Origin of the sequence: Roseovarius carneus, from assembly GCF_020141465.1 — a bacterium.
GTDB classification, from domain to species: domain Bacteria; phylum Pseudomonadota; class Alphaproteobacteria; order Rhodobacterales; family Rhodobacteraceae; genus Roseovarius; species Roseovarius carneus.
Window position 1 is genome coordinate 1,712,909 of record NZ_JAHSPD010000001.1, and the last position, 23,753, is coordinate 1,736,661.

The 23,753-nt window shown below is 61.5% G+C and carries 24 protein-coding genes; 11 read left to right on the forward strand and 13 right to left on the reverse strand.

What is annotated here, in order from left to right; all coding sequences use genetic code 11:
- Positions 1–42: 42 nt before the first annotated feature.
- The gene (locus KUD11_RS08600; protein WP_109388031.1) at positions 43–1,245 is read right to left on the reverse strand and encodes a pyridoxal phosphate-dependent aminotransferase; all 1,203 of its coding nucleotides are present in this window, start codon (positions 1,243–1,245) and stop codon (positions 43–45) included.
- An 86-nt stretch (positions 1,246–1,331) separates the two neighbouring features.
- Here KUD11_RS08600 and KUD11_RS08605 point away from each other — a divergent pair, with 86 nt between their 5' ends.
- The 3 genes from KUD11_RS08605 (at position 1,332) to KUD11_RS08615 (ending at position 2,612) form a co-directional block, all read left to right on the forward strand.
- Positions 1,332–1,733, forward strand: coding sequence for a helix-turn-helix domain-containing protein (locus KUD11_RS08605; protein ID WP_109385069.1), 402 nt, complete (start codon positions 1,332–1,334; stop codon positions 1,731–1,733).
- Positions 1,726–2,010, forward strand: a complete 285-nt coding sequence (locus KUD11_RS08610; protein ID WP_109385068.1) for a succinate dehydrogenase assembly factor 2 — start codon at positions 1,726–1,728, stop codon at positions 2,008–2,010. Before KUD11_RS08605 ends, KUD11_RS08610 begins: the two co-directional genes overlap by 8 nt.
- Before the next feature lie 101 nt (positions 2,011–2,111).
- Positions 2,112–2,612 carry a MarR family winged helix-turn-helix transcriptional regulator gene (locus KUD11_RS08615; protein WP_397545208.1) on the forward strand — a complete coding sequence of 167 codons (501 nt, stop codon included), beginning with the start codon at positions 2,112–2,114 and terminating at the stop codon, positions 2,610–2,612.
- A gap of 31 nt (positions 2,613–2,643) precedes the next feature.
- Here the strand turns inward: KUD11_RS08615 and KUD11_RS08620 are convergent, their stop codons facing one another.
- Genes KUD11_RS08620 through KUD11_RS08630 form a run of 3 tightly spaced genes read right to left on the reverse strand, consistent with a single transcriptional unit; the run spans position 2,644 to position 4,483 of the window.
- Positions 2,644–3,354 carry a DUF1194 domain-containing protein gene (locus KUD11_RS08620; protein WP_109385066.1) on the reverse strand — a complete coding sequence of 237 codons (711 nt, stop codon included), beginning with the start codon at positions 3,352–3,354 and terminating at the stop codon, positions 2,644–2,646.
- Positions 3,355–3,365: 11 nt separating this feature from the next.
- On the reverse strand, positions 3,366–4,088 hold the full coding sequence (locus KUD11_RS08625; RefSeq protein ID WP_109385065.1) for a DUF1194 domain-containing protein: 723 nt from the start codon (positions 4,086–4,088) through the stop codon (positions 3,366–3,368).
- Positions 4,055–4,483 carry a VOC family protein gene (locus tag KUD11_RS08630; protein ID WP_109385064.1) on the reverse strand — a complete coding sequence of 143 codons (429 nt, stop codon included), beginning with the start codon at positions 4,481–4,483 and terminating at the stop codon, positions 4,055–4,057. Before KUD11_RS08630 ends, KUD11_RS08625 begins: the two co-directional genes overlap by 34 nt.
- A gap of 126 nt (positions 4,484–4,609) precedes the next feature.
- Here KUD11_RS08630 and KUD11_RS08635 point away from each other — a divergent pair, with 126 nt between their 5' ends.
- Positions 4,610–5,443: a thymidylate synthase gene (locus KUD11_RS08635; RefSeq protein ID WP_109385063.1), complete on the forward strand. Its 834-nt coding sequence runs from the start codon at positions 4,610–4,612 to the stop codon at positions 5,441–5,443.
- Entirely contained in the window at positions 5,443–5,922 is a 480-nt protein-coding gene (locus KUD11_RS08640; protein ID WP_109385062.1) for a dihydrofolate reductase, read from the forward strand. Before KUD11_RS08635 ends, KUD11_RS08640 begins: the two co-directional genes overlap by 1 nt.
- On the opposite strand, the gene KUD11_RS08645 is transcribed toward KUD11_RS08640, so the two are convergent.
- Positions 5,919–6,677: an alpha/beta fold hydrolase gene (locus KUD11_RS08645; protein WP_109385061.1), complete on the reverse strand. Its 759-nt coding sequence runs from the start codon at positions 6,675–6,677 to the stop codon at positions 5,919–5,921. The two genes, KUD11_RS08640 and KUD11_RS08645, sit on opposite strands and share 4 nt — an antisense overlap.
- A gap of 80 nt (positions 6,678–6,757) precedes the next feature.
- Here KUD11_RS08645 and KUD11_RS08650 point away from each other — a divergent pair, with 80 nt between their 5' ends.
- The gene (locus KUD11_RS08650; protein ID WP_109385060.1) at positions 6,758–7,147 is read left to right on the forward strand and encodes a hypothetical protein; all 390 of its coding nucleotides are present in this window, start codon (positions 6,758–6,760) and stop codon (positions 7,145–7,147) included.
- A gap of 53 nt (positions 7,148–7,200) precedes the next feature.
- Here KUD11_RS08650 and glyA read toward each other — a convergent pair whose 3' ends face one another.
- Positions 7,201–8,520, reverse strand: coding sequence for a serine hydroxymethyltransferase (gene glyA / locus KUD11_RS08655; RefSeq protein WP_318010144.1), 1,320 nt, complete (start codon positions 8,518–8,520; stop codon positions 7,201–7,203).
- 159 nt (positions 8,521–8,679) lie between these two features.
- Between glyA and KUD11_RS08660 the strand changes: the two genes are divergently transcribed.
- Complete coding sequence (locus tag KUD11_RS08660) at positions 8,680–9,441, forward strand: NAD kinase (RefSeq protein WP_109385059.1); 762 nt, start codon at positions 8,680–8,682, stop codon at positions 9,439–9,441.
- 97 nt (positions 9,442–9,538) lie between these two features.
- On the forward strand, positions 9,539–9,736 hold the full coding sequence (locus KUD11_RS08665) for a CsbD family protein (RefSeq protein WP_109385058.1): 198 nt from the start codon (positions 9,539–9,541) through the stop codon (positions 9,734–9,736).
- 42 nt (positions 9,737–9,778) lie between these two features.
- On the opposite strand, the gene prpE is transcribed toward KUD11_RS08665, so the two are convergent.
- Positions 9,779–11,668, reverse strand: coding sequence for a propionate-CoA ligase PrpE (gene prpE / locus KUD11_RS08670; RefSeq protein ID WP_109385057.1), 1,890 nt, complete (start codon positions 11,666–11,668; stop codon positions 9,779–9,781).
- 86 nt (positions 11,669–11,754) lie between these two features.
- Entirely contained in the window at positions 11,755–14,034 is a 2,280-nt protein-coding gene (locus tag KUD11_RS08675; protein ID WP_109385056.1) for an NADP-dependent malic enzyme, read from the reverse strand.
- Positions 14,035–14,202: 168 nt separating this feature from the next.
- Here KUD11_RS08675 and upp point away from each other — a divergent pair, with 168 nt between their 5' ends.
- Together upp and KUD11_RS08685 are read left to right on the forward strand one after the other, a co-directional pair.
- Entirely contained in the window at positions 14,203–14,835 is a 633-nt protein-coding gene (gene upp / locus KUD11_RS08680; RefSeq protein WP_109385055.1) for a uracil phosphoribosyltransferase, read from the forward strand.
- Positions 14,836–14,901: 66 nt separating this feature from the next.
- The gene (locus tag KUD11_RS08685) at positions 14,902–16,212 is read left to right on the forward strand and encodes an SPOR domain-containing protein (protein ID WP_109385054.1); all 1,311 of its coding nucleotides are present in this window, start codon (positions 14,902–14,904) and stop codon (positions 16,210–16,212) included.
- Positions 16,213–16,281: 69 nt separating this feature from the next.
- Here the strand turns inward: KUD11_RS08685 and KUD11_RS08690 are convergent, their stop codons facing one another.
- Together KUD11_RS08690 and KUD11_RS08695 are read right to left on the reverse strand one after the other, a co-directional pair.
- Entirely contained in the window at positions 16,282–17,304 is a 1,023-nt protein-coding gene (locus tag KUD11_RS08690; protein WP_109385053.1) for a hypothetical protein, read from the reverse strand.
- A gap of 97 nt (positions 17,305–17,401) precedes the next feature.
- A complete protein-coding gene (locus KUD11_RS08695; protein WP_109385052.1) occupies positions 17,402–19,030 on the reverse strand; it encodes an AMP-binding protein in 1,629 nt (542 codons plus the stop codon).
- A gap of 119 nt (positions 19,031–19,149) precedes the next feature.
- On the opposite strand from KUD11_RS08695, the gene KUD11_RS08700 reads away from it, so the two are divergent.
- On the forward strand, positions 19,150–19,794 hold the full coding sequence (locus KUD11_RS08700) for a sulfotransferase family 2 domain-containing protein (RefSeq protein ID WP_109388027.1): 645 nt from the start codon (positions 19,150–19,152) through the stop codon (positions 19,792–19,794).
- 151 nt (positions 19,795–19,945) lie between these two features.
- Here KUD11_RS08700 and KUD11_RS08705 read toward each other — a convergent pair whose 3' ends face one another.
- Genes KUD11_RS08705 through KUD11_RS08715 form a run of 3 tightly spaced genes read right to left on the reverse strand, consistent with a single transcriptional unit; the run spans position 19,946 to position 23,734 of the window.
- Positions 19,946–22,141: a 3-hydroxyacyl-CoA dehydrogenase NAD-binding domain-containing protein gene (locus tag KUD11_RS08705; protein ID WP_109385051.1), complete on the reverse strand. Its 2,196-nt coding sequence runs from the start codon at positions 22,139–22,141 to the stop codon at positions 19,946–19,948.
- A complete protein-coding gene (locus KUD11_RS08710) occupies positions 22,138–22,518 on the reverse strand; it encodes a hypothetical protein (protein WP_146190840.1) in 381 nt (126 codons plus the stop codon). The genes KUD11_RS08705 and KUD11_RS08710 overlap by 4 nt, the downstream gene beginning before the upstream one ends.
- A gap of 4 nt (positions 22,519–22,522) precedes the next feature.
- Complete coding sequence (locus KUD11_RS08715) at positions 22,523–23,734, reverse strand: acetyl-CoA C-acetyltransferase (protein WP_109385049.1); 1,212 nt, start codon at positions 23,732–23,734, stop codon at positions 22,523–22,525.
- Positions 23,735–23,753: the final 19 nt, after the last annotated feature.

Genomic DNA, 23,753 nt, shown 5'->3' on the forward strand with positions numbered 1-23,753 from the left:
GCCCCGGAAGGGGTCTCAGCCATGTGGTGGTCCGAGCAGATATCATGAGAGCCCTTTGCAAAACGCCTGTATCCGTTCGCACGCTTCTTTCAGCGCATCGTCCGAGGTAGCGTAGCTGATCCGGAAGTTCGGCGAAAGCCCGAAGGCCGCGCCGAAAACCACGGCCACGCCGGTCTCTTCCAGAAGGGCGGTGGCAAATGCCTCGTCCGTGTCAATCACTGTGCCGGCGGCGCTTGTCTTGCCCATCAGCCCCTTGATGGAGGGATAGACGTAGAACGCCCCGTCCGGCACCGGGCATTCCATGCCGTCGATTTCCGTGAGCATCCCCACCACCAGATCGCGCCGCCGCTCGAATATCGCATTGTTGCTGGCGATAAACGCCTGCGTGCCGTTCAGCGCCTCCACGGCGGCCCATTGGCTGATCGTGCAGGGGTTCGACGTGCTCTGGCTCTGGATCTTGCGCATCGCGGCGATCAAATACTCCGGCCCCGCGGCATAGCCGATGCGCCATCCGGTCATTGCATAGGCTTTGGACACGCCATTGCAGGTCAGGGTGCGGTCATAAAGCTGTGGCTCCACCTCGGCGGGCGTGCAGAATTTGAAATCACCGTAGGCCAGATGCTCATACATATCATCCGTCATCACCAACACATGCGGATGCCGCAAGAGCACGTCCGTCAGCGCCTTCAGCTCATCCCAGCTATAGCCCGCTCCGGTGGGGTTGGAGGGCGAGTTGAAAATGAACCATTTTGTGCGCGGCGTGATCGCTGCCTCAAGCGCTTGGGCGCTCAGCTTGTAACCCGTCTCGATCCCCGCGCTCGCGATCACAGGCTCTCCGCCTGCAAGCAGGACCATATCCGGATAACTCACCCAATAGGGCGCGGGGATCACAACCTCATCACCGGGATTGAGCGTGGCCATCAGCGCGTTGTAGAGGATCTGCTTGCCGCCTGTGCCGACGCTGACCTGTGCGGGCACATAATCCAGCCCATTATCGCGCTTCATCTTGGCGCAGATCGCCTGTTTCAGCTCGATGATGCCATCGGGCGCGGTGTAGCGGGTCTTGCCCTGCTCAATGGCGCGGATGCCCGCCGCGCGGATATTTTCGGGTGTGTCGAAATCCGGCTCTCCCGCGCCGAGGCCGATAATATCGCGCCCGGCCTCCTTCAGCTCACGCGCCTTGGTGGAGACGGCTATTGTGGGGGAGGGTTTTACGCGTGAAAGTGTCGCGGACAGGCCATTCATTTTGGGGCTCCGGTTGGTTTTCGACTGTAGTCGTGTCATATGGTGCGCGCCCAAACTGATCAAGACCGTTCCTGAAAGGAGCCCTCATGACCGAGCAGACCACAAGCGACTGGTTCGACCCGACCGAAACCACATTCGGAGACAGGCTCGCCGGGGCGCGTGAGGCGTCGGGCATGACCCAAGGAGCGCTCGCCAAACGGCTTGGGGTGAAGAAAAAGACGCTGGATAATTGGGAGCATGATCAGGCCGAGCCGCGCGCCAGCAGCCTGTCAATGCTGGCCGGGTTGCTCAACGTGTCGTTGACATGGCTGCTGACCGGGGAGGGCGATGGGCCTTCGGGCCCCGAAGGCGGTGAGATGTCGACCCATGCAAATCAGTTGATGAACGAGCTGCGCGAGATCAGCACACAGCTTACCCTCGCGGCAGAGCGTCTGGGGCGTGCCGAGGCCGAGCTTACCAAATTGCTGCGGGACACATCCGATGAGTGATGCGGGGACGGGTGAGACACGAGAGGTCCGACTGCGCCGCCTGACCATGCGGTCCATGCGGCGCGGCATAAAGGAGATGGATATCATCCTGAGCCGTTTCGCCGCTGCACAATTGGACGATATGAGCGCGCAAGAGCTTGATATCTATGACGCCTTTCTCGAAGAGAATGATCAAGACCTCTATCAATGGGTCACGGGCCAAATTGAAGGCCCGGGCGCATATGATGGCTTGATCACGCGCATCCTGTCGGTGCCGGTAAGCGATCATCTGGGATAATCGTTCAAGTTTTAGGCGCTATTGGTGGGGTTTAACCGATTATTCGGCATTCTCGGCGAATGTCACGTCCAGAGCAGTAAAACGGACGGAGACCCCGAATAATGTCAATGCATACCCCAATCGCCCCGCCCAATGCGGAGCATGGCTTCATGGCCGGATATCTCGATGCGCTCGCGCTGGTCGAGCGGCTTCATCGGCTTTTGCTGGATGTGATCAAGGATGAGTTTGAACGTGTTGGCGTGCTGGAGATCAACGCGGTGCAAGCCCTTTTGCTCTTCAACATCGGCGATAACGAGGTCACGGCGGGTGAACTGAAATCACGCGGCTATTACCAAGGCAGCAATGTCAGCTACAACCTCAAAAAGCTGGTCGAAATGGGCTATATGCACCACCAGCGATGCGAGATTGACCGCCGGTCCGTGCGGGTGCGCCTGACGCCGAAGGGGCGCGACATCCGCGATATTGTCACGGCTTTGTTTGAGCGGCACGCAGTGGGGCTTCAGGACCGGGGCGTGTTGGGCGCAGACGGTATTGATCAGATCGCGACATCGCTGCGGCGGGTGGAGCGATATTGGACCGATCAGATCCGCTATATCTACTGAGGCAGGAGGCGAAGGGCAGATTGAGACGCCCCTATGGCCTCTCCGCCGATCCGACAACGGCAGGCTGCACCTCACGGATCAGTTTTCGCGTCATAGCGCGCTCAAAATCCTGAAAGCTCTCGGCCACCTCGACAAAGGCCCCGGGGCCACGGATCACTTGGGTCTCGTAATGGTTGCGCAATGTTTTGGCCCGGCTGAGATCCTTGCCGATATTGTCGCGCGCCAGCGGGTTCACGACCAGACCGTTGACCGTAATATAGGGCGGCGCAGGCAGGGTCAGGCTGCCCGGTGGAGGGCCGGAATTTGACGGCCCGTCCCCGGAGATATCTATCGTATGGGCCCAACAGTCAGGTCTGTCCGACAAAAGCGCCACGCCAAACTCGATGGCCGAGCCGATGGCGGTGGACGGGTCGGAAAAGCTGTGGCTTGCGGTGCGGAGTTGCCCCGCCACAACGGCGGTATCGGCCGCGCTGCGCAATGTGGTCCAATCCAGCAACAGGCGCTGCTGCCACGGTGCGCCCCATTGGTATACGGCGATATCCACATACGCGCCCGGCATGGAGAAAAGCGCCTGGTGCACGGCTGGTGTTTCCAGCGCACCCGCCACCCCATCAAGCTGTAGCCGGTATTCGCGCGCATCGACCGAGCCCGATACATCCAGCCCAAGTGCCAGCGCGAGGCGACATTCGGCGAGAGCCGGCCCGCCAGTGAGTGCGGCGAGCAACGCGAGCGCGCCTCTCATGCGCGGGGTCCTCATCCGCGCGGTCTGTCAGGCCGCGTATCGCCGCCCAGCATCATATCGTTTATCTCGCGAAAAAGCTTGCGTGCCATCACGGTCTCGAACTCGTCAAACCCTACGGCAATTTCCACAAACGCCCCCGGCCCGCTGATCACGCGCTCGCGGTAATATTCTGCAATTCCGGGCGCGTCCCCACCGATCGCGAGGCCGTTTACTGTCACGCCCTCAAGGGGAAAGTGTTTGCGCACAAGCTCAGGCCCATAGCCGTGATTGTTCTCTCCATCGCCTGAGATATTGATCACACGTCGCGCGCAGCTTGGCGCGCGGGCCATCAGCGTGGCGCCGTATGAGAGGCCATAGCCGAGTGCCGTGGGGAAATCGTCATAGCCGCGCTCCATCCCACCAAGGGCCGCGACCACCGCGTCAATGTCGCGCTCGGTCCGCAGCGCGGTCCAGTCGAGATGCAACGTCTGCTGGCGCATCCCGCTCCATTCATAGACCGCAATCGCCACGTCCCCGGTGCCGCCGCGCAAGATCGCATGGCGCACATCTTCCGCATTGAGCGCTAATGCCAATCCCAGCCGCTGCTGATCATATTCCGATGCGTCCACAGAGGATGACACATCCAGTGCGAGCACCAGCGCCAATCGGCACGAGGCTTCGGCGGCCCCGGCCCAAAACGCCGCAAAAAATGCGGCGAGCCTTACCAATGGCCCGTGTTCTGCATGCTGGCCCAAGGCTCGGCGGGTGCGAGAGCCTCGCCCTCCTGCAAAAGCTCGATCGAGATGTTATCAGGGCTGCGCACAAAGGCCATGCGCCCGTCCCGCGGCGGGCGGTTGATCGTCACGCCATTATCCATAAGGTGCTGACACAGCGCGTAGATATCCGACGTGCCGTAGGCCAGATGGCCAAAATGACGGCTATCCGAGGGCAATTCCTCATCGCCGCCCCAGTTATAGGTCAGCTCAACCGGGCAGTCTTCCTGCCCCTCGGGAGCCATGAAAACCAGCGTAAAGCGCCCGCCCTCATTGTCCCAACGGCGCGTCTCTTTGAGGCCCAACAGGGCAAAGAAGGCGATGGAGGCGTCAAGATCCTTCACGCGGACCATTGTGTGTAGGTATTTTATGCTCATTCCAGCTCTCCTTTGTTCTCCATACCCTAGAGGCATTTGCCGTGGCGTCCAGCCTTTGGGCCGGAACGATCTTGTGATGCGCGCGCGGCGCGGGTAACTCTGGGCGCAGCAAAAGGGGGGTGGGCCGTGCGGCAATATCATGAGGCGTTGAAGGTGGTGCTGGAGCAGGGTGCGCGGTCATCGGACCGCACGGGCACGGGCACGATTTCACATTTTGGGCTGCAAAGCCGCTATCCGATGGCGGATGGATTTCCTCTTGTGACGACGAAAAAACTGCATTTGAAGTCCATCATTCACGAGCTTTTGTGGTTCCTGTCGGGCGATACGAACATTCGCTATCTCAAGGAAAACGGCGTGTCGATCTGGGATGAATGGGCCGACGAGAACGGCGATCTCGGCCCGGTTTACGGCGCGCAATGGCGGGCCTTTCCGGCCATCGGGGCCGCGGCGGGCGAGGTGGGCGGCGCGCCTGCGTTCCGGGCGGCGAGCGTGGACCAGATCGAAGGGCTTGTGGAGCTGATCCGAACAAGCCCCGATAGCCGACGGATGGTCGTATCCGCGTGGAACCCGGCGGATGTGCCGGCCATGGCGTTACCGCCCTGTCACACGATGTGGCAGGTGCGCGTCATCGGCGGCAAGTTGCATTTGCAGCTTTATCAACGCTCGGCGGATATGTTTCTCGGCGTGCCGTTCAACATCGCCTCCTATGCGCTTCTCTTGCACATGCTGGCGCATGTCACCGGCCACGAGCCGGGCGATTTCATCCATACGCTGGGCGATGCGCATATCTATTCCAACCATCTGGAGCAGGTGGATCTGCTTTTGTCGCGCACGCCCAAACCCTTGCCGCAGCTGCGGATCAACCGTGCGGTCGGCTCCATCTTTGACTTTAAATACGAGGATTTCGACGTGATTGGATATGACCCGGACCCGGCCATTAAAGCGCCGGTGGCTGTCTGATGCTGTCATTGGTGGTGGCGCGCGACCGCAACGGCGCGATTGGCAAGGATGGTGATATTCCATGGGCGGCACCTGAGGATCTGGCGTTTTTTCAGCGTGAAACCACGGGCGGCGCGATCATCATGGGGCGCAATACATGGGATAGCCTGCCGTACAAGCCTTTGAAGAACCGTCTTAATCTTGTGGTGACGTCGCGCGGTGCGGAAGGGGCGGAGTGCTTTGGCACGGTGACCGCAGCCCTTGAGTTTGCAGCCTCAAAGGGCCATGCGCGGCTTTACGGGATTGGCGGCGCGGGGATTTATGCGGAGATGATCGGGATCGCAGATCGGCTTTTAATCACCGAGGTGGATCTGGCCGTGGACGCGCCTGACACGTTTTTCCCGGCCTTTGATACTGCGCAATGGGTGGAGACATCCCGGCAGGAGTTGCGCGCGGATGCGCCGCGCTGCACGCTGGTTGAGCTTTTGCGCAAACGCTAGATGCGCTCCAGCCATGTGCGCACGGCCGCCTCGAACTCGCGCGGTTTTTCGGCATGGAGCCAATGCCCCGCGCCGGGGATTTTGGCAAAGCGCGCGGCGGGAAAGAGGCGTTTGATTTCGGGGCGATACTCCGGCAGTACATACTCCGAGGTGGCCCCGGTCAGGAAAAGCGTGGGACCTTCATAGGCATGCTCCAGCGTCGGGAAGCCCATGATGTCGGGCATCGCACCCGCCAGCGCCTCAAGGTTCAGCCGCCAGCGCCTTTCGGCCACGTCCAATGATTGCAGGAAGAAGGGGATGAGCGCCGGATCGTCGATCACTGGCTCCAGCCGCGCGGCCATGTCCGAGCGTTTCTCAATGCCGCTGAGATCCGCCGCGCGCAAGGCCTCGATATAGCCGATCTGCGTACGTGCGTAGGCCACGGGCGCGATGTCTGCGACGATCACGCTTTTGAGCAGGGTGGGCCGCATTGAGGCCAGCACCATCGCCGCCTTGCCGCCCATCGAATGACCCAAGAGATGCGCGGGGCCGATGTGGTGCAGCACCTCGGCCAGATCGTCGGCCATTTCTGGGTAGCTGTTTCCATCCTCCCAAGGGCTTTGGCCGTGATTGCGCATATCCACTGCAAAGACCTGCCGGGCATCGCTGAGCCGTTTTGCGATCACACCCCAATTGCGCGCGGAGCCGTAGAGGCCATGCGCGATGAGGAGGGGCGGCAGGGCTGTGGGTGTGCCGTGGGAGATCATATGCAACATGGGCGGTTGTGTAGCGCGGGCGCGGGCGCTGGGCCAGCCCCATTGCGGGGGGAAATGGGGGGCGCTAATCTATCCGCGCAATGAGGGGTGAGGATGCGATGAGCCCGGCGGGCTATGCGGAGATGGCAGGCGGCTTGCGCGATGCGATGCGCGCAAAGCTCGGGGTGCGGGCCAAGTCTTTGCGCGTGGCCCTGCGGCGTGCGGGCCGCACAGTGCCTGCGCCCGCGCGCGCGGCGGGGCAGAGGATCGTGCAGGCCGAAGGCATGGTCGGGCATCCGAAGCTCAGGCGGCTGGTGGATGGGGATGCCTTGCGGGCGGATGCGGCAGCGATGCGGGCCGCACTTGGGCAGATTGACCCCAAGGACCGGCGGCGCGGCGCGATTTTGGGCATGGCCGGGGGGCTGGTGTTCAACCTTCTGCTGGCCTTGGCCGGTTTGGTCGTGTTCCTGATCTGGCGCGGGTATCTCTAGCCGCCAAACGGCGCCCCGTTAGGAGCGCCGCCTGTAAGATCTTACAGCTTAAATCAGAGGTTTGGATAGAGCGGGAAGCGCGCGCACATCTCGGCGACTTCGCCGCGCACTTTGGCCTCAACGGCCTCGTTGCCGTCCGCGCCATTGGCGGCCAGACCGTCAACAACTTCCACGATCCATTTGCCAATCTGCTCGAACTCTGCCGCGCCGAAGCCGCGTGTTGTCCCGGCGGGTGTGCCAAGACGCAGGCCGCTGGTCACGGTGGGCTTTTCGGGATCAAACGGCACGCCGTTTTTGTTGCAGGTGATATGCGCGCGGCCAAGGGCGGCATCGGCGATGTTGCCGGTCACCTTCTTGGGGCGCAGGTCTACGAGCATCACATGCGTGTCGGTGCCGCCAGTCACGATGTCCAGACCGCCCGCAATCAGCGTATCGGCCAGAACAACGGCGTTTGAGCGCACGTTCTTCATGTAAGTCTTGAACTCAGGGCGGAGCGCCTCGCCAAACGCCACTGCCTTGCCTGCGATGACATGCATCAGGGGACCACCTTGGATGCCGGGGAAGATGGCCGAGTTGAATTTCTTCGACAGCGCCTCGTCATCGGTGAGGATCATGCCACCGCGGGGGCCGCGCAGGGTTTTGTGCGTAGTTGTGGTGGCCGCGTGGGCGTGGGGGAAGGGCGAGGGATATTCGCCCGCCGCAATAAGCCCTGCGAAATGCGCCACATCGGCCAGAACCCATGCGCCGACCTTGTCTGCAATCTCGCGGATGCGGGCGAAATCAAGCTGGCGCGGGATGGCCGAGCCACCTGCGATGATCATCTGGGGCTTATGCTCAAGCGCCAGAGCCTCCATCTGATCGTAGTCCACGTCCAGCGTGTCGCGCTTCACGCCGTATTGCACCGCGTTGAACCATTTGCCGGACTGGTTGGGGGCCGCACCGTGGGTGAGGTGGCCGCCTGCATCAAGGCTCATGCCGAGGATGGTGTCGCCGGGCTTCAGCAGCGCGAGGAAAACGGCCTGGTTCGCTTGGCTGCCCGAGTTGGGCTGCACATTGGCGAAACCACAGCTGAAAAGTTCCTTCGCGCGCTCAATTGCCAGCGTCTCGGCCACGTCCACATACTGGCACCCGCCATAGTAGCGGCGTCCGGGGTATCCTTCGGCGTATTTGTTGGTCATGACGGAGCCTTGGGCCTCCATCACGGCGGCCGAGACGATGTTTTCAGACGCGATCAACTCAATCTCGTCGCGCTGGCGGCCCAGCTCGGAGGTGATCGAGGCGAAAATCTCAGGGTCGCGCGTTGCCAGCGATTCGGTGAAAAAATCTGTATCGGGCTTCAGAGTGTTCTGCTTGTTCATGAGGATCATCTCCATGTTGGCGGTAACAGTTGCGAATTTCCTATCGGAAACATTATCGAAATGGAACCCAGTAAATCGACAATTCCATGCCTGTATGCGGCGACACTGGTACATAGCGCGAAACTGTGTTTCGATCAGCGTGAAATTGCTTGAATCCAAGACAGGCGGCACGGCATGACACAAAAGATCGCCTTCGTGGCCAGCGATGCACCGACCGCGCAGATCGCACGGGCTGCCCTTGCCACGCGGTTTGGCGCGGTGCCAGAGGCGCAGGCAGATGTTGTCGTGGCCTTGGGCGGCGACGGATTTATGCTGCACACGTTGCATGCGACGCAAGACCTCGATGTGCCGGTCTACGGGATGAACCGGGGCACGGTCGGGTTCTTGATGAATGAGTATAGCGAGAGTGACTTGCTGGAGCGGTTGGCGGCGGCGGAGGAAGAGGTGCTGAACCCTCTGGTGATGCGCGCGGAATGTGTGAATGGCGAAACGCACCGTGCGCTGGCGATCAACGAGGTGTCGCTGCTGCGGGCGGGGCCTCAGGCGGCGCAGCTCAAGATCAGTGTCGACGGCCATTTGCGGCTTGAGGAGTTGGTCTGCGATGGCGCGCTTCTGGCCACACCTGCGGGCTCCACCGCATATAACTATAGCGCGCATGGGCCGATCCTGCCGATTGGTTCGGACGTTCTGGCGCTGACGGCGGTGGCGGCATTTCGGCCCCGGCGCTGGCGCGGGGCCTTGTTGCCAAAATCGGCGACGGTGCGGTTCGACACGGTTGATCCGGGTAAACGGCCAGTCAATGCGGTGGCCGACAGTCTCTGGGTTGAGAATGTGCTCTGGGTTGAGGTCGCATCGGAGCCCAGCATCGCGCACCGCATTCTCTTCGATCCCGGCCATGGGCTGGAAGAGCGGCTGTTGCGCGAGCAGTTCGTCTAACGAGGGCTTGGGGCGGAACCACCCCGCGCTTGGTGCGTTGAGTTGCCAGAGGGGCCCGCTAGGCCCGCAACCAAACGCAACCGATAGGAGGCCCGATATGAACTGGGACCGCATTCAAGGGAACTGGACACAATTCAAAGGCAAGGTGCGCGAGCATTTTGGCGAGTTGACCTATGACGATCTGGCGGAGGCTGAGGGCAACCGTGAGCAGCTTATCGGCAAGGTGCAGGAACGCTATGGCATCGCCAAGCAAGAGGCCGAGGCGAAGGTCGACGAACTGGCCGCACAGCTTTGAATAGCGCGAAAAGCGGCCCCTGATTTCCGGGGGCCGCTTTTTCTATTTTGCGTAACCGATGGCTTGCAATGCGCTGCGGATTTCGTCCAGGATCGCTGGGTCATCAATCGTCGCGGGCATTTTGAACGCCTCGCTATCGGCGATCTTCACCATCGTCGCGCGCAGGATTTTGCCTGAGCGTGTCTTGGGCAAACGGTCTACCACCAATGCGAGTTTGAAGGCGGCTACGGGGCCGATCTTCTCGCGGACAAGCGTCACGCATTCCTTGGTGATGTCATCATGCGCGCGCTCTACGCCCTTGCTCAGGCACACAAACCCAACCGGCATCTGGCCCTTGAGTTGATCGGTCACGCCGATCACGGCGCATTCCGCCACATCCGGGTGGGCCGCAAGGACCTCCTCCATCGCGCCGGTGCTGAGGCGGTGACCTGCCACGTTGATCACATCATCCGTGCGCGCCATGATGTAGAGATACCCATCCTCGTCGATCATGCCCGCATCGCCCGTCTCGTAATATCCCGGAAAGGTGGTCAGATAGGATTTGAGATAGCGCGCCTCAGCGTTCCACAGGGTTGGTAATGTGCCGGGGGGCAGGGGAAGCTTGATCGCAATCGCGCCAAGCGTGCCCGGCGCTACCTGGAACCCTGCCTCATCGAGGATTTGAACGTCATAGCCGGGCATCGGCATGGCGGGGGAGCCTACCTTCACGGGCAGCGTCTCAATCCCCGTGGGGTATCCTGCGATGGTGAAGCCTGTCTCGGTCTGCCACCAATGGTCGTAGACGGGGACTTTCATCACGTCCTGTGCCCAGACAATCGTATCGGGGTCCGCCCGTTCGCCCGCGAGATAGAGCGCACGCAGGCAGGAAATGTCGTAATCCTTGATCGCCTCGCCCTTGGGGTCTTCGCGCTTGATCGCGCGCAAGGCGGTGGGGGCGGTGAAAAAGCTGCGCACATTATGCTCGGATATGACGCGCCAGAATGTGCCTGCATCGGGCGTGCCGATGGGCTTGCCCTCGAACACCACAGTGGTGTTGCCGTGGATCAGAGGGCCGTAGCAGATATAGCTGTGCCCCACGACCCAGCCCACGTCTGAGGCGGCCCAGAACACATCGCCGGGATCAACATTATAGACGTTTTTCATGGTCCAGTTGAGCGCGACCATGTGCCCGCCCGTATGCCGGATCACACCCTTGGGCGCGCCCGTGGTGCCAGAGGTGTAGAGGATATAGGCAGGATGATTGCCCTCGACGGGCACGCAGTCTGCTGGTGTTGCACCGGCCTGAAACCCGTGCCAATCGACATCGCGGCCCGGCTCAAGATGGGCAACCTCCTGCTCGCGCTGGAAGATCACGCAGAACTCGGGTTTGTGGGCGGCCTCATCAATCGCGCCGTCAACGAGGGGTTTGTAATGGACCACGCGGCCCGGCTCCAACCCGCAGGAGGCGGCGATGATGGCTTTGGGGGTGCAATCGTTGATACGCACGGCAAGCTCGGAGGCCGCAAACCCGCCGAAGACCACGGAATGGACCGCGCCGAGCCGCGCACAGGCCAGCATCGCCTCAAGCGCTTCGGGCACCATTGGCATGTAGATGATAACGCGGTCGCCTTTCTCAATGCCCTTGGCGCGCAAAGCCCCGGCGAGCGAGGCCACGCGGGTCTGAAGCTCGGCGTAGGTGATCTCGTGTTTGGTTTTCGTGATCGGGCTGTCATGGATGATTGCGATCTGGTCGCCGCGCCCGGCCTCAACATGGCGGTCCACAGCGTTGAAGCATGTGTTGGTCATACCATCGCTGAACCACTCGTAAATCGGCGAACCCTCGTCAAAGAGCGCCTTGGAAGGTTTGCGGGTCCAGTCGATCGCCTCTGCGGCCTGCATCCAGAAGCCTTCGGGGTCGGCCTTCCAGCCGTCATAGATGTCTTTGTAACCCATGCTCTTATCCTCCATTCGCTGGCCTTGTGTGTTAAGCGGCAGCGGTCTTTGCGTCCAGTGTCCCGCGCAGAATTGCGCGGCTTTGTTCAGCCGTAATTGGCCACCGGGGTGCCTGCGATTGCGGCCATGTTCAACAGCCCCCGTGCGGTGACGCCCGGTGTCACGATATGCGCGCGGTTGCCCATGCCCATCAGGATAGGACCCACTTCAAGCCCGCCACCCTTCATTTTCAGGATGTTGCGCACGCCCGAGGCCGCATCGGCGTTGGAGAAGATCAGCACATTTGCTGCGCCTTCCATCCGGTTGTCGGGCAAGAGCCGCGCGCGCAACTCCGCGTCGAGGGCTGCGTCCACGTTCATCTCGCCCTCATAGGAAAAATCGCGCGGGGCCGCGTCCAGTATGTCGAGTGCGGCGCGCAGACGCTTGCCGGAATCGCTGCCTTGATTGCCAAATTGCGATTGCGAGCAGAGCGAGATCTTGGGCTCGATCCCGAAACGGCGGACATGGCGCGCGGCACCGATGGCGCTCTGGGCCAGCTCTTCGGGGGTGGGATAGACGCGCACATGCGTGTCGGCGATGAAGAGCGGACCATCCTCTAGGATCATCATCGACAGTGCACCATGCGGCGTATATCCCGGCCCACCAAGCACCTGCGTGACATAGTTGAGGTGCCAGCGATATTCGCCAAACGCACCGCAGATCAGGCTATCGGCCTCGCCGCGATGCACCATGACCGCGCCGATGGCGGTGGTGTTGGTGCGCATCACGGCCTTGGCTAGGTCCGGGGTGACCCCGCGCCGTTTCATGATCTCGTGGTAGCTGCCCCAGTAATCGCGGTAGCGCGGGTCATCCTCGGGGTTGACGATGTGCACGTCGCGTCCGGGGCGGATATCGAGGCCCAGCCGCTCGCAGCGTGCCTCGATGACCTGTGGGCGGCCAATGAGGATGGGCTGCTCTGATGTTTCCTCCAACACGGCCTGTGCGGCGCGCAACACGCGCTCATCCTCGCCCTCGGCAAAGACGATGCGGCGTGCGTCTTTGCGGGCCGCATCGAAGACCGGGCGCATCAACAGCGAGGATTTGAACACCGATGCGTCCAGATCAGCCTTGTATGCTTCAAGATCCGCGAGGGGTCGCGTCGCCACACCGGATTCCATCGCGGCACGCGCCACGGCGGTGCTGACGATGCCCGACAGGCGCGGATCAAAAGGCTTGGGGATCAGGTAGTCCGGCCCAAATGTCATCTCCTCGCCCTGATAGGCCGCCGCGGCCTCGGCCGAGGTGGAGGCGCGGGCAAGCTCCGCGATCCCGTCCACGCAAGCGACCTGCATGGCGTCGTTGATCTCCGTGGCACCCACATCGAGCGCGCCGCGAAAGATAAACGGGAAACAGAGCACATTATTGACCTGATTGGGAAAATCCGAGCGTCCCGTGGCGATAATGGCATCGGGCGCCACGGCCCGTGCGGCGTCTGGCATGATCTCGGGGTTGGGATTGGCCAGTGCGAAGACAATGGGCTTGCGCGTCATCTTTGCGACCATCTCAGCCGTCAGGACATTGGGGCCGGAGAGGCCAAGGAACATATCCGCGCCGCTGATGACATCGTCGAGGGTCCGCAGATCCGTAGCCTGCGCGAAGGCGGATTTTTGCGGGTTCATATCCTCAACGCGCCCCTCATAGACCAGACCGTGAATGTCGCAGAGCCAGATATTCTCGCGCTTCACCCCCAGCTTCAGCAGCATGTTGAGGCAAGCAATCCCCGCCGCACCGCCGCCGGTGGAGACGATCTTGATATCGGCAAACCGCTTTCCCGCGACGTGCAGCGCGTTTGTGGCCGCGGCCCCCACAACAATGGCCGTGCCGTGCTGATCATCATGGAAAACGGGGATATTCATCCGCTCGCGGCAGATCTGCTCCACGATGAAGCAGTCGGGGGCCTTGATATCTTCGAGGTTGATCGCGCCGAATGTGGGCTCCAGCGCGCAGACGATATCGGCGAGGCGCTCAGGGTCTGCCTCGTTCAGCTCAATATCAAAACAATCAATATTGGCGAATTTCTTGAAGAGAACCGCCTTGCCCTCCATCACCGGCTTCGATGCCAGCGCCCCGATATTGCCCAGCCCCAGCACCGCCGTGCCGTTGGTCACCACAGCGACCAGATTACCGCGCGCAGTATAGCGGCTTGCCGTGGTGGGGTCGGCCTTGATCTCCAGACAGGCCTCGGCCACGCCGGGCGAATAGGCGCGGGCCAGATCGCGGCCATTGGCGAGGGGTTTGGTCGCGCGAACCTCAAGCTTTCCGGGTTTTGGAAATTCGTGATAGGCCAAAGCGGCCTGTCGCAGGTTCTCTTTTTGCGTATCGCTCATTGGGGCTGCGCGTCCTTTTGATGGGGTCCCTGTGGGGTCCGGGGCTGGGGTGCAAACTGCACCTTTGAGGCGCGGGGCGCAATATGGACGTTGCGCGGTCGGGACCCGGGCCATTGCCCTTGGCCGCGCCATCTGGAATGAAGGGGCGCGCAAATCAGGAGAGCCGCCATGCAAGAGCATCTGACCGTCGTCAAACACCCGCTGGTTCAGCACAAGCTGACCCTTATGCGCGAAAAGGGCACGCCCACGGCGGTCTTCCGGCAACTTCTGCGCGAGATCAGCCAGCTTTTGGCCTATGAAGTCACACGCAGCCTGCCGATGACCATGCGCACCATCGACACGCCGATGCAGGAGATGGAAGCGCCCGTTCTGGCAGGGCGCAAGCTTGCGCTGATCTCGATCCTGCGGGCTGGCAATGGGTTGCTGGACGGGATGCTGGAGCTGATTCCGTCGGCGCGGGTCGGGTTTGTCGGGCTCTACCGTGATGAAGAAACGCTGAAACCTGTGCAGTATTATTTCAAAGTGCCTGACCAATTGGGCAAGCGGATGGTGATCGTGGTCGATCCGATGCTGGCCACCGGCAACAGCTCTGCCGCCGCGGTGGACCTTTTGAAGGGCGCAGGCGCCAAGGATATCCGGTTTTTGTGCCTTTTGGCGGCGCCCGAAGGGGTCGCGCGGATGAAAGAGGCGCATCCCGATGTGCCCATTGTCACCGCATCGCTGGACGAGCGCCTCAATGATATTGGCTATATACTGCCCGGTCTGGGCGATGCGGGTGACCGTATGTTCGGCACGAAATAAGGCGCAAGAGCGCTTTACTCGCCTAGTGATTTGAGGCAAGATTCCCCTACATCTTGTGGGGGCAATATGAAGCTATTCAAAGCAATTGCGATTGTGGCTTGTGCTGCATCGCTTATCCCGGTCGATGCAGGGGCTCAGGCACTGCGCAACGCCGGAGAACCAGCAGAGTTTCCGCCATCATCCTTCACGGGTCGGCAATATGTCGACAGCAATGGCTGCGCGTTTATCCGCGCCGGGATCGACGGTAATGTGACTTGGGTGCCGCGCGTGACCCGCAGCCGCGAGCTGTCTTGTGGGTTCCAGCCAACCTTGGTGGCCCGTGCGCCTGTATCAGAGCCTGTGCCAGAGCCCCGTGCGACAGTGGCCGCCGCTCCGCAAGCCGCGCAGCCCAGTGTGCGCGTGGTGCAGGCCCAACCCACACCCGAGACAGTGCGCGTCGTGCGCACACAGCCCTCAGCGCAAACCGCAGCGCAAACCGTGGTGCCTGTGCGCCGCGTAGCCACCCCAACCGTCACCGCGCCGCGCAGCACGCCCGTACTGGCGGCACCCGTGCCGGTGCGGCCCACCGTTCAGACCACCACCCGCCGCGCGCCTTCCCAACTGGCCAGTGCCAATTGCGGTGCCAATGCGTTGTCGCGGCAATACCTGCACTCCTCGACACATAGTGTCCGTTGCGGGCCGCAGCGCGAGGATCACGTGACACGCGTGCCATATTCCGCCGCGCCCTCCTCTTATGTGCCGCGCACCGCACCTGCGCCGAATTACGCGCAGACGGCCCAAGTGGTGACGCCCGACACAAGGATCGCGCCGCGCCATGTGGTGCGTGACCAGCGGCTGAGCACCCAAGGGGTGAGCATCCCCGAAGGCTATAAACGTGTGTGGATGGATGGCCGTCTCAACCCGCAGCGCGCGCATCAGACCTTCGCCGGCAAGGCGCAGATGGATTTGATGTGGACCCGCACCACGCCGCGCCGCCTGATTGAGCGGCAAACAGGCCGCGAGGTGACGGCGCTGCATCCTGGTTTGAAATACCCTTATACCAGCTATGCGGCGCAGCCTGAGCATGTGACGAACAAACATCTGGCCTCCCAAGTGAACATGTCGAGCCGGACATTGCCTGTGGCGGTGGCGGAGCCTGCACGCGCGGCGAGCCACCGTTTCGTTCAGGCGGGCATCTACCGGACGCGCGCGCAGGCGCAGGTCGAGGCACGACGTGTCGCCAGCATGGGTCTGCCCACGCGGCTTGGCACAATACGGCGCAATGGCGAGGATCTGAGCATCGTTCTGGCCGGACCGTTCAACAGCCAGAGCGCGCTGACCTCCGCCATGACCCGCGTGCGCGGGGCCGGATTTGGCAATGCGGTGCTGCGGAAGTAAGCGGCCTCATAGCCCAGAAACGAGAGAGCCGGGTCCTGAGAGGGGCTCGGCTTTTTGCATTTCTGGGGTCTATCCGCCGCAGATACCTTGCAGGCGCAGCCAGTCGGCATCGCGTAAAAGCGGCTCTGGCACCTCGGCGGCAAAAGGGTCGGCTTCGATCAAGGCGAGCGTGCTTTCGCCGGAAATATCGTGGGCATAGGCATAAGGTGTGCTGCGCAGCCCGGCCTCCTCAAATGCTTGCAGCAGCACCTCATCGGGCACAGGTGCGGTGGGACGGGTCAGCATCGCCTCACCATATCGTTGCAGAGCGGCATCGCCGGGATTGCCCGTGGTCAACAGGCGCAAGGACGCCATGATCCCGCCGGTGCGCAGCAGATCATCAAGCGGGTCCGTGGATCTTGCGCGCAGGGATTGCGCGAGGGCAAAGCCTGCGACGACATCGGGTTCGTCGTAATCCTCAACCAGCGTGTGGTTGATCAAGATCGCGCCCCCCGGAAGGCTGGCCGTGCTGGCCACACCGCCCCGCAGGATGGTGAGCTGACCTGGGTTGATACCGGGCAGGCGTTCGGCAAGCAGGGCCAGTGCGGCGCGTCCACCGGGGGCGCGGCAAGGCGGGCCGGTCACGACCGATATCTGCTGCATCAGCGCCTCACCAATCGCCGCGCGTTTGACCTCGGGCACCACGCGCAGCGCATGTTCGCGCACAGCGCCGGGCAACCAGAATACCACAAGCGCGCCCACCGTGGCGACAGAGCCTGCTAGCATCGCCAACCGGAGCCGTCCGGGATGCGGGCGACGGCGCTCCACGGCGGTGCGCAATTGCTCAATCGCGTCGATCATCGCGGCTTCGTCCGCTGCAATCTCAAGCGTTTCGCCAGAATCGCCATCGGGGTGAAAGATTGCTGGGCGGTGGCCGGGATTGGCGCGGCTCACAGCCGGGATGGACCAATGGGCGAGGGGGCGGTCCCGCATGTCGGTGATCACGAGCGTGGCTTCGCCCACCGAAATTACGACTTCGGTGCGCTGGTCATCCGGGCTTGCGCGCCACAGGCCCGAGGCCTCAAGGCGGTCATAATTCTGGAGTGCTGTCATCTGCTCATGGGTTTGATATGCGGCCTTTTTTATCTGGCCTGATTTACCTCAACGGCCCAAGCCTAGCACGGGGGCCGGGGCCGCTCAATCGCCACGATCAAAGGTCTTTGGCAATGATGCGCAGCTCAAATTTCTGGATTTTGCCTGTGGAGGTTTTTGGCAGCTCTTGAAAGACCACTTTCTTGGGTGTTTTGAACCCCGCAAGCTTGGTGCGGACATGGGCGATGATCTCGGCCTCGTTACCCACCTCGCCCTCTTTCAGTTCTACAAAGGCACACGGCACCTCGCCCCATTTGTCGTCAGGCTTGGCCACCACGGCGCACAAAAGGACGGACGGATGCGTCATCAGCGCACCCTCCACCTCGATGGAGCTGATGTTTTCGCCGCCCGAGATGATGATATCCTTGGCGCGGTCGCAGATCTGCAAATAGTGATCGGGGTGCTGAAGGGCGATATCTCCCGAGTGGAAATAGCCGCCCCTGAAAGCCTCTTCTGTCGCCTCGGGGTTCTTGAGATAGCCTTTCATCACGGTGTTGCCGCGGATCATGATTTCGCCTTGGGTGGTTGCGTCCTTTGGGGTTTGGGCCATGGTCAGGCCGTCCATCGCGGTGATGTCCTCGGCCATCGGCATAGGCATGCCCGTGCGCGCCTTGATCGCGTAACGCTCCTCGGCGGGTTTTTCGTCCCATGCGCTGTGCCATGTGCATTCGGTGACGTGGCCATAGGTCTCGGTCAGCCCGTAGACCTGCATCACGTTAAAGCCCAACGGCTCAATCGCGGCGAGGGTGGCAGCAGGGGGTGGCGCGCCCGCGGTAAAGACCTCGACCGTGTGATCGAAATCACGACGGTCCTCTGGCTTGGCGTTGACGATGGTGTTGAGCACGATGGGCGCGCCACCGAAATGTGTGGCCCCTTCATCGGCAATGGCGTCATAGATGGCCCCCGCCGTGATATCGCGGCAGCAGATCAGCGTGCCGCCCAAAAGCGGTAGCATCCATGTGTGGTTCCAGCCGTTGCAATGAAAGAGCGGCACGATTGTGAGGTAGCGCGGATGGCGCGCCATTTGCCAGCTGATCGCGGTGCCCATCGTCATCAGATACGCGCCGCGGTGATGGTAGACGACGCCCTTGGGCCGCCCCGTGGTGCCGGACGTATAGTTGAGCGCGAGGCTCTCCCACTCATCTTCGGGCATGATCCATTGAAAATCCGGATCGCCCGAGGCCAGAAGATGCTCGTATTCCGCGTGCCGTCCTGAGCTGATTTGGCCCGCTTGCAGGTCTTCCACTTCGATCAGCAGGGGGGCGTGCCCTTCCATATGCGCGATCGCACTCTCAGCAAGGCTCAGGAATTGCGGGTCAACCAACACGACCTTGGCGTCGCCATGCTCAAGGATATAGGCAACTGTATCCACCTCCAGCCGCGTGTTGATCGTGTTGAGCACCGCCCCAGCGGCGGGCACACCGAAATGCGCCTCGGCCTGTGGGGGTAGGTTGGGGATCAGGGTCGCTACCACATCGCCGGGATTCACCCCCAGCTTGGCGAGGCCCGAGGCAAGACGCGTGCAGCGCTCGTAATATTCGGCGTAGGTGCGGCGGATAGTGCCATAAACCACCGCCTCATACTCGGGATAGAGCAAGGCCGCGCGGCGCAGATGTGACAGGGGCGTCAAGGGGACAAAATTGGCTTGGCGTCTCTCCAGCCCTGTTTCGTCTTTCATCCAACCCATGACGGCATCCTCCCCAGGTGATTCTGTCTTTGTATAGCCGGGTGAGGATATGGGCTTTGGCCGGGTGTTCAATTGTTAATGCGTTTCGCGCGGCATGTGGGGGCGTTAGGGTGGCGTTCATGATCCTATCACCTGGCCGCAATTACATCTTTGTGCACATCCCCAAAACGGGGGGAACGGCGCTCAGCGTTGCGTTGGAAAGCCGTGCGATGAAGGATGATATCCTGATCGGTGATACGCCGAAAGCGCGGCGGCGGCGCGGGCGGCTCAAGGGCGCGCAGGCGGCGGGGCGGATTTGGAAGCATTCAAGCCTTGCTGATATTGACGGGCTGGTGGCCCGTGATTTCGTTGAGGGCGCGTTTCGCTTTGCCTTGGTGCGCAATCCGTGGGACCGGGTGGTGAGCTACTACCACTGGCTGCGCGATCAGAGCTTTGATCACCCGGCGGTGCATCTGGCTGCCCGCGTGGGTTTTGCAGAGTTTGTGCAGAATGACGTGACGCAGGAGGCCTTGCGAGGTTTGCCTTATGGCTCATACTTGCGCGGCTGGGACGGGCTGGAACGCTCCGCGCATTTCATCCGGCTGGAGCATTTCGCGCAGGATGCGGCCCCGCTTTGGGCACATTTGGGTTTTTCTCTGGAGCTGCCGCATCTCAATGCGTCACGCCGTGAGGCTGGTTATCGCCACTATTACACCACCGCCACGGCACAAGTGGTCGAAGCGATCTGCGCCGAAGATATCGCGCGATTCGGCTATTCCTTCTGAGTGGGATCGATTGTGGCGCTATTGTTTCCGGGCTTTGCCTAACGCGTTTCGAGAAAAACCTGATGCGCTATTTTTCTTGAAACGCGCGCAATTTATAAGGTCTGCGCGCGTTTCAAATTATCTTCGTGCCTCAAGCATAATTTGAGACGTCTCAGGCCGCTTCTGAGGCATTGCCAAAACGGGCGTAGAAGCTTTGAGCCTTGCCCGCCATTTCGATTAGCAGTGCGGGTGGGGCAAAGCGCGCGCCATGCGCCTCAGAGAGTTCATTGCAGCGGGCGGCTGCATAGGGCGTGCCGATCATGTCGAGCCACGCAAACGGCCCGCCCGACCATGGCGCGAAGCCCCAGCCGAGGATCGCGCCCACATCACCTTCGCGGATATCCTCCAACACACCTTCTTCCAACGCGCGCACGGCCTCCAGAACTTGGGCGAACATCAGGCGGTGTTTTACCAGGGTCAGGTCCGGTTGCGCCCCATGCACGGGGTATTTCGCGCCAAGGCCGGGCCAGTATCCCAGCCGCTTGCCCTTGTCGTCATAGTCGTAAAACCCCGCGCCGGATTTGCGGCCCAAGCGGCCCTCGCCCTCCATCCAGAAGATCACCTCATCGACCGCCGCGTCCGGATAGGCGTCGCCCATCGCGGTCTTGGTGGCGCGGGCGATTTTCGCGCCCAGATCAATGGAGGTCTCATCGACCAGTTGCAGCGGCCCGACGGGGAACCCAAGCTGGCGCGCGGCATTGTCGATGAGCGCAGGTGTCACCCCTTCGGCCACCATGCGCAGGCCCTCGTTGATGTAGGGGATGATGCAGCGATTGGCATAAAAGAACCGCGCATCATTCACCACGATGGGCGTCTTGCGGATTTGGCGCACATAATCCAGCGCCTTGGCCGTGGCCCGCGGGCCGGTCTGGCTGCCCTTGATGATCTCGACCAGCATCATTTTCTCGACCGGGCTGAAGAAATGGAGGCCGATGAAGTTCTCCGGCCGCACGCTTGCCTTGGCCAGATCACTGATCGGCAGGGTGGAGGTGTTGGTGGCGAAGATACACTCCTCGCCCACCACGGCCTCGACCGCCTTCGTCACCTCAGCCTTGATTTCCGGGTCCTCGAACACCGCTTCAATGATCAGATCGCAGCCCTTGAGAGCTGCGTAATCCGTGGTGGCAGTGATCATGGCGAGGGCCGCGTCCTTCTTGGCCTCAGTCGCTTTGCCGCGTTTGATGCCTTGGTCCATGTAACTTGCGGTATAGGCTTTGCCCTTGTCCGCCGCGTCTTGCTTTTGGTCGATAAGGACAACTTCCATCCCGGCCATGGCCGACACAAGCGTGATGCCTGCGCCCATCATGCCCGCGCCCATGACACCGATCTTTTTGACAGTCGCATCGGGCACATCGGGGCGGTTAGCACCTTTCTCCAGCGCTTCTTTGTTGATGAAGAGGCTGCGGATCATGGCGCTTGAGGAGGGATCGAGCAGAATATGCGTGAACCAGCGCGCCTCGATCTTGAGTGCTGTGTCGAATGGCACGAGCGCGCCTTCATAGACGGCGCTCAGCAGGGCCTTGGCGGCGGGAAACGCGCCTTGGGTCTTGCCATTTACCATGGCTGAGGCACCAACGAAGGTCATGAACCCCGCCGGATGGTACGGCGCGCCACCGGGCATTTTGTAGCCCTTCTCGTCCCACGGCTTAACGATATTGGGCTCCGACAGCACCCATGCGCGGGCGGCGTCCATCAACTCATCGGCGGGCACCACCTCATCCACCACTCCGGCGGATTTGGCCTTTTTGGGATCGTTGAGTTTGCCTTCCAAAAGAAGCGGTGAGGCGCCCATCGCGCCCAGCTTGCGCACAAGCCGCGTGGTGCCGCCCGCGCCGGGAAAGATGCCGACCATGATCTCGGGCAGGCCAATCTTGGCCTTTGGGTTGTCGGCGGCAAAGATGCGGTGGCACGCGAGCGGAATTTCCAAGCCAATGCCAAGCGCTGTGCCGGGCAGGGCGGCGGCGATCGGCTTGCCGCCTTTGTTCTTGTCGTCCATGCCGCCGCGCTCGATCTTGCGCAGGATGGCGTGCATGCCCATTACGCCGTCGAAAAGGCCGCGTGCCGGGTCGTCGCCCGCATCCTCTTTCATCTTGGCGATGATGTTGAGATCCATGCCGCCTGCAAAGCTGCCCGGCTTGCCTGAGGTCAGAACGATGCCTTTCACGGCATCATCGGCCAATGCGTCATCAATCAGCGCCTCAAGGTCCAGAAACCCTTGGCCGTTCATCACATTCATGGATTTGCCAACCGTGTCCCAAGTGATGATCGCAACGCCATCGGCGTATTTTTCCAGTGTAAAGTCAGTCATTCCTGCACCTCAATCCCAACTTCTTGCAAGAATTTAAAAAGTTCTGGCGTCATTCTGTCTGCTTTCTGTGTGGATTTGAGAAGGCTTCTAAGGTCGATCAATTCGAAGTTTGACCAAACGTGATCCAGCTTCCCTGGCCCTTTAAATTGGTCAGCTGTTTTCCAAAGGGCCCGCATGCATGAACGCATTTCTGCAACCGTACAGTTGTTGCTTATCCAGACACCAGTGCCATGCGCACCGGGATCATTGATAAAACCGTTAGGTTCAAAAGCATTTTTTTTAAGAAGCCCCCGCAATGCACTGTATGTGTCGCCGTTCAGTGAAATGCGTATTGATGCCCTATAAATGTTGACGCTGTGTTTTGGTTTTTTCGTCATAATGTCACACCCGCTCGATGATGGTGGCCGCACCCATGCCGGATGCGATGCATAGCGTGGCGAGACCGACCTCCTTGTCGGTGCGCTCAAGTTCGTCCAGCAGCGTGCCGATGATGATCGCACCCGTGGCCCCAAGGGGGTGACCCATCGCGATGGAGCCGCCATTGGGATTGACGAGAGCCGGGTCCACATCGAAGGCCTGCATGAAGCGCAGCACGACCGAAGCGAAGGCCTCGTTCACCTCGAAAAGGTCGATATCATCGATATTCATGCCCGCATCGGTCAGGATTTTATGCGTGGCAGGCACAGGGCCGGTCAGCATGATCGTGGGGTCCGTCCCGATCTTGCAGGTCTGACGGATGCGGGCGCGGGGCTTGAGCCCGTAGGCGCGGCCAAACTCCGCATCGCCGATCAGAACGCCCGCCGCCCCGTCCACAATCCCCGACGAATTGCCCGCGTGGTGGATGTGGTTGATCCGCTCCAGATGGGGGTATTTCATCTTGGCCACCGCATCAAAGCCCGGCATCACCTCGCCCATTGCCTGAAAGCTGGCGTTCAGCGCGCCCAGCGTTTGCATATCGGTGCCGGGGCGCATGTATTCGTCGTGGTCCAGAATGGTCAGGCCGTTCTGGTCGATCACGGGCACGATGGATTTGGCAAACCGTTTGTCATCCCACGCGGCCTTCGCGCGCTTCTGGGATGTGACGGCGAGTGCGTCGGCCTGATCGCGGGTAAAGCCATATTCGGTGGCGATGATATCGGCGCTGATCCCTTGGGGGACAAAATAGGTGTCCATCGCCACGCTTGGGTCCACGGCAATCGCCGCCCCGTCGCTGCCCATGGCCACCCGGCCCATCATCTCGACCCCGCCCGCGATATAGGCGCGGCCCGCGCCGCCCTTCACCTGATTGGCGGCGATGTTCACGGCCTCCATACCGCTTGCGCAGAACCGGTTGATCGCAAGGCCCGGAATGCTCTCATCAAGGTCCGAGGCGAGGACCGCAGTGCGCGCAAGACAGCCGCCTTGCTCCATCACTTGGGTGACGTTGCCCCAGATCACATCCTCGACCGCGTGGCCCTCAAGCCCGCTGCGCTCTTTCAGCGCGTTGAGCACCTGAGCCGAGAGGCGCACGGCCGTGACCTCATGCAGGCTGCCATCTTTGCGGCCCTTGCCACGCGGCGTGCGCACGGCGTCATAGATATAGGCTTCGGTCATTGGGGTCTCCTGTTCAGGC

Excerpts from the sequence above, each read along its gene's own strand:
- KUD11_RS08600 (WP_109388031.1), bottom strand. The coding sequence starts at position 1,245 with ATGAATGGCCTGTCCGCGACACTTTCACGCGTAAAACCCTCCCCCACA.
- KUD11_RS08605 (WP_109385069.1), top strand. The coding sequence starts at position 1,332 with ATGACCGAGCAGACCACAAGCGACTGGTTCGACCCGACCGAAACCACA.
- KUD11_RS08610 (WP_109385068.1), top strand. The coding sequence starts at position 1,726 with ATGAGTGATGCGGGGACGGGTGAGACACGAGAGGTCCGACTGCGCCGC.
- KUD11_RS08615 (WP_397545208.1), top strand. The coding sequence starts at position 2,112 with ATGTCAATGCATACCCCAATCGCCCCGCCCAATGCGGAGCATGGCTTC.
- KUD11_RS08620 (WP_109385066.1), bottom strand. The coding sequence starts at position 3,354 with ATGAGAGGCGCGCTCGCGTTGCTCGCCGCACTCACTGGCGGGCCGGCT.
- KUD11_RS08630 (WP_109385064.1), bottom strand. The coding sequence starts at position 4,483 with ATGAGCATAAAATACCTACACACAATGGTCCGCGTGAAGGATCTTGAC.
- KUD11_RS08640 (WP_109385062.1), top strand. The coding sequence starts at position 5,443 with ATGCTGTCATTGGTGGTGGCGCGCGACCGCAACGGCGCGATTGGCAAG.
- KUD11_RS08645 (WP_109385061.1), bottom strand. The coding sequence starts at position 6,677 with ATGTTGCATATGATCTCCCACGGCACACCCACAGCCCTGCCGCCCCTC.
- KUD11_RS08650 (WP_109385060.1), top strand. The coding sequence starts at position 6,758 with ATGAGGGGTGAGGATGCGATGAGCCCGGCGGGCTATGCGGAGATGGCA.
- glyA (WP_318010144.1), bottom strand. The coding sequence starts at position 8,520 with ATGGAGATGATCCTCATGAACAAGCAGAACACTCTGAAGCCCGATACA.
- KUD11_RS08660 (WP_109385059.1), top strand. The coding sequence starts at position 8,680 with ATGACACAAAAGATCGCCTTCGTGGCCAGCGATGCACCGACCGCGCAG.
- KUD11_RS08665 (WP_109385058.1), top strand. The coding sequence starts at position 9,539 with ATGAACTGGGACCGCATTCAAGGGAACTGGACACAATTCAAAGGCAAG.
- prpE (WP_109385057.1), bottom strand. The coding sequence starts at position 11,668 with ATGGGTTACAAAGACATCTATGACGGCTGGAAGGCCGACCCCGAAGGC.
- KUD11_RS08675 (WP_109385056.1), bottom strand. The coding sequence starts at position 14,034 with ATGAGCGATACGCAAAAAGAGAACCTGCGACAGGCCGCTTTGGCCTAT.
- upp (WP_109385055.1), top strand. The coding sequence starts at position 14,203 with ATGCAAGAGCATCTGACCGTCGTCAAACACCCGCTGGTTCAGCACAAG.
- KUD11_RS08685 (WP_109385054.1), top strand. The coding sequence starts at position 14,902 with ATGAAGCTATTCAAAGCAATTGCGATTGTGGCTTGTGCTGCATCGCTT.
- KUD11_RS08690 (WP_109385053.1), bottom strand. The coding sequence starts at position 17,304 with ATGACAGCACTCCAGAATTATGACCGCCTTGAGGCCTCGGGCCTGTGG.
- KUD11_RS08695 (WP_109385052.1), bottom strand. The coding sequence starts at position 19,030 with ATGGGTTGGATGAAAGACGAAACAGGGCTGGAGAGACGCCAAGCCAAT.
- KUD11_RS08700 (WP_109388027.1), top strand. The coding sequence starts at position 19,150 with ATGATCCTATCACCTGGCCGCAATTACATCTTTGTGCACATCCCCAAA.
- KUD11_RS08705 (WP_109385051.1), bottom strand. The coding sequence starts at position 22,141 with ATGACTGACTTTACACTGGAAAAATACGCCGATGGCGTTGCGATCATC.
- KUD11_RS08710 (WP_146190840.1), bottom strand. The coding sequence starts at position 22,518 with ATGACGAAAAAACCAAAACACAGCGTCAACATTTATAGGGCATCAATA.
- KUD11_RS08715 (WP_109385049.1), bottom strand. The coding sequence starts at position 23,734 with ATGACCGAAGCCTATATCTATGACGCCGTGCGCACGCCGCGTGGCAAG.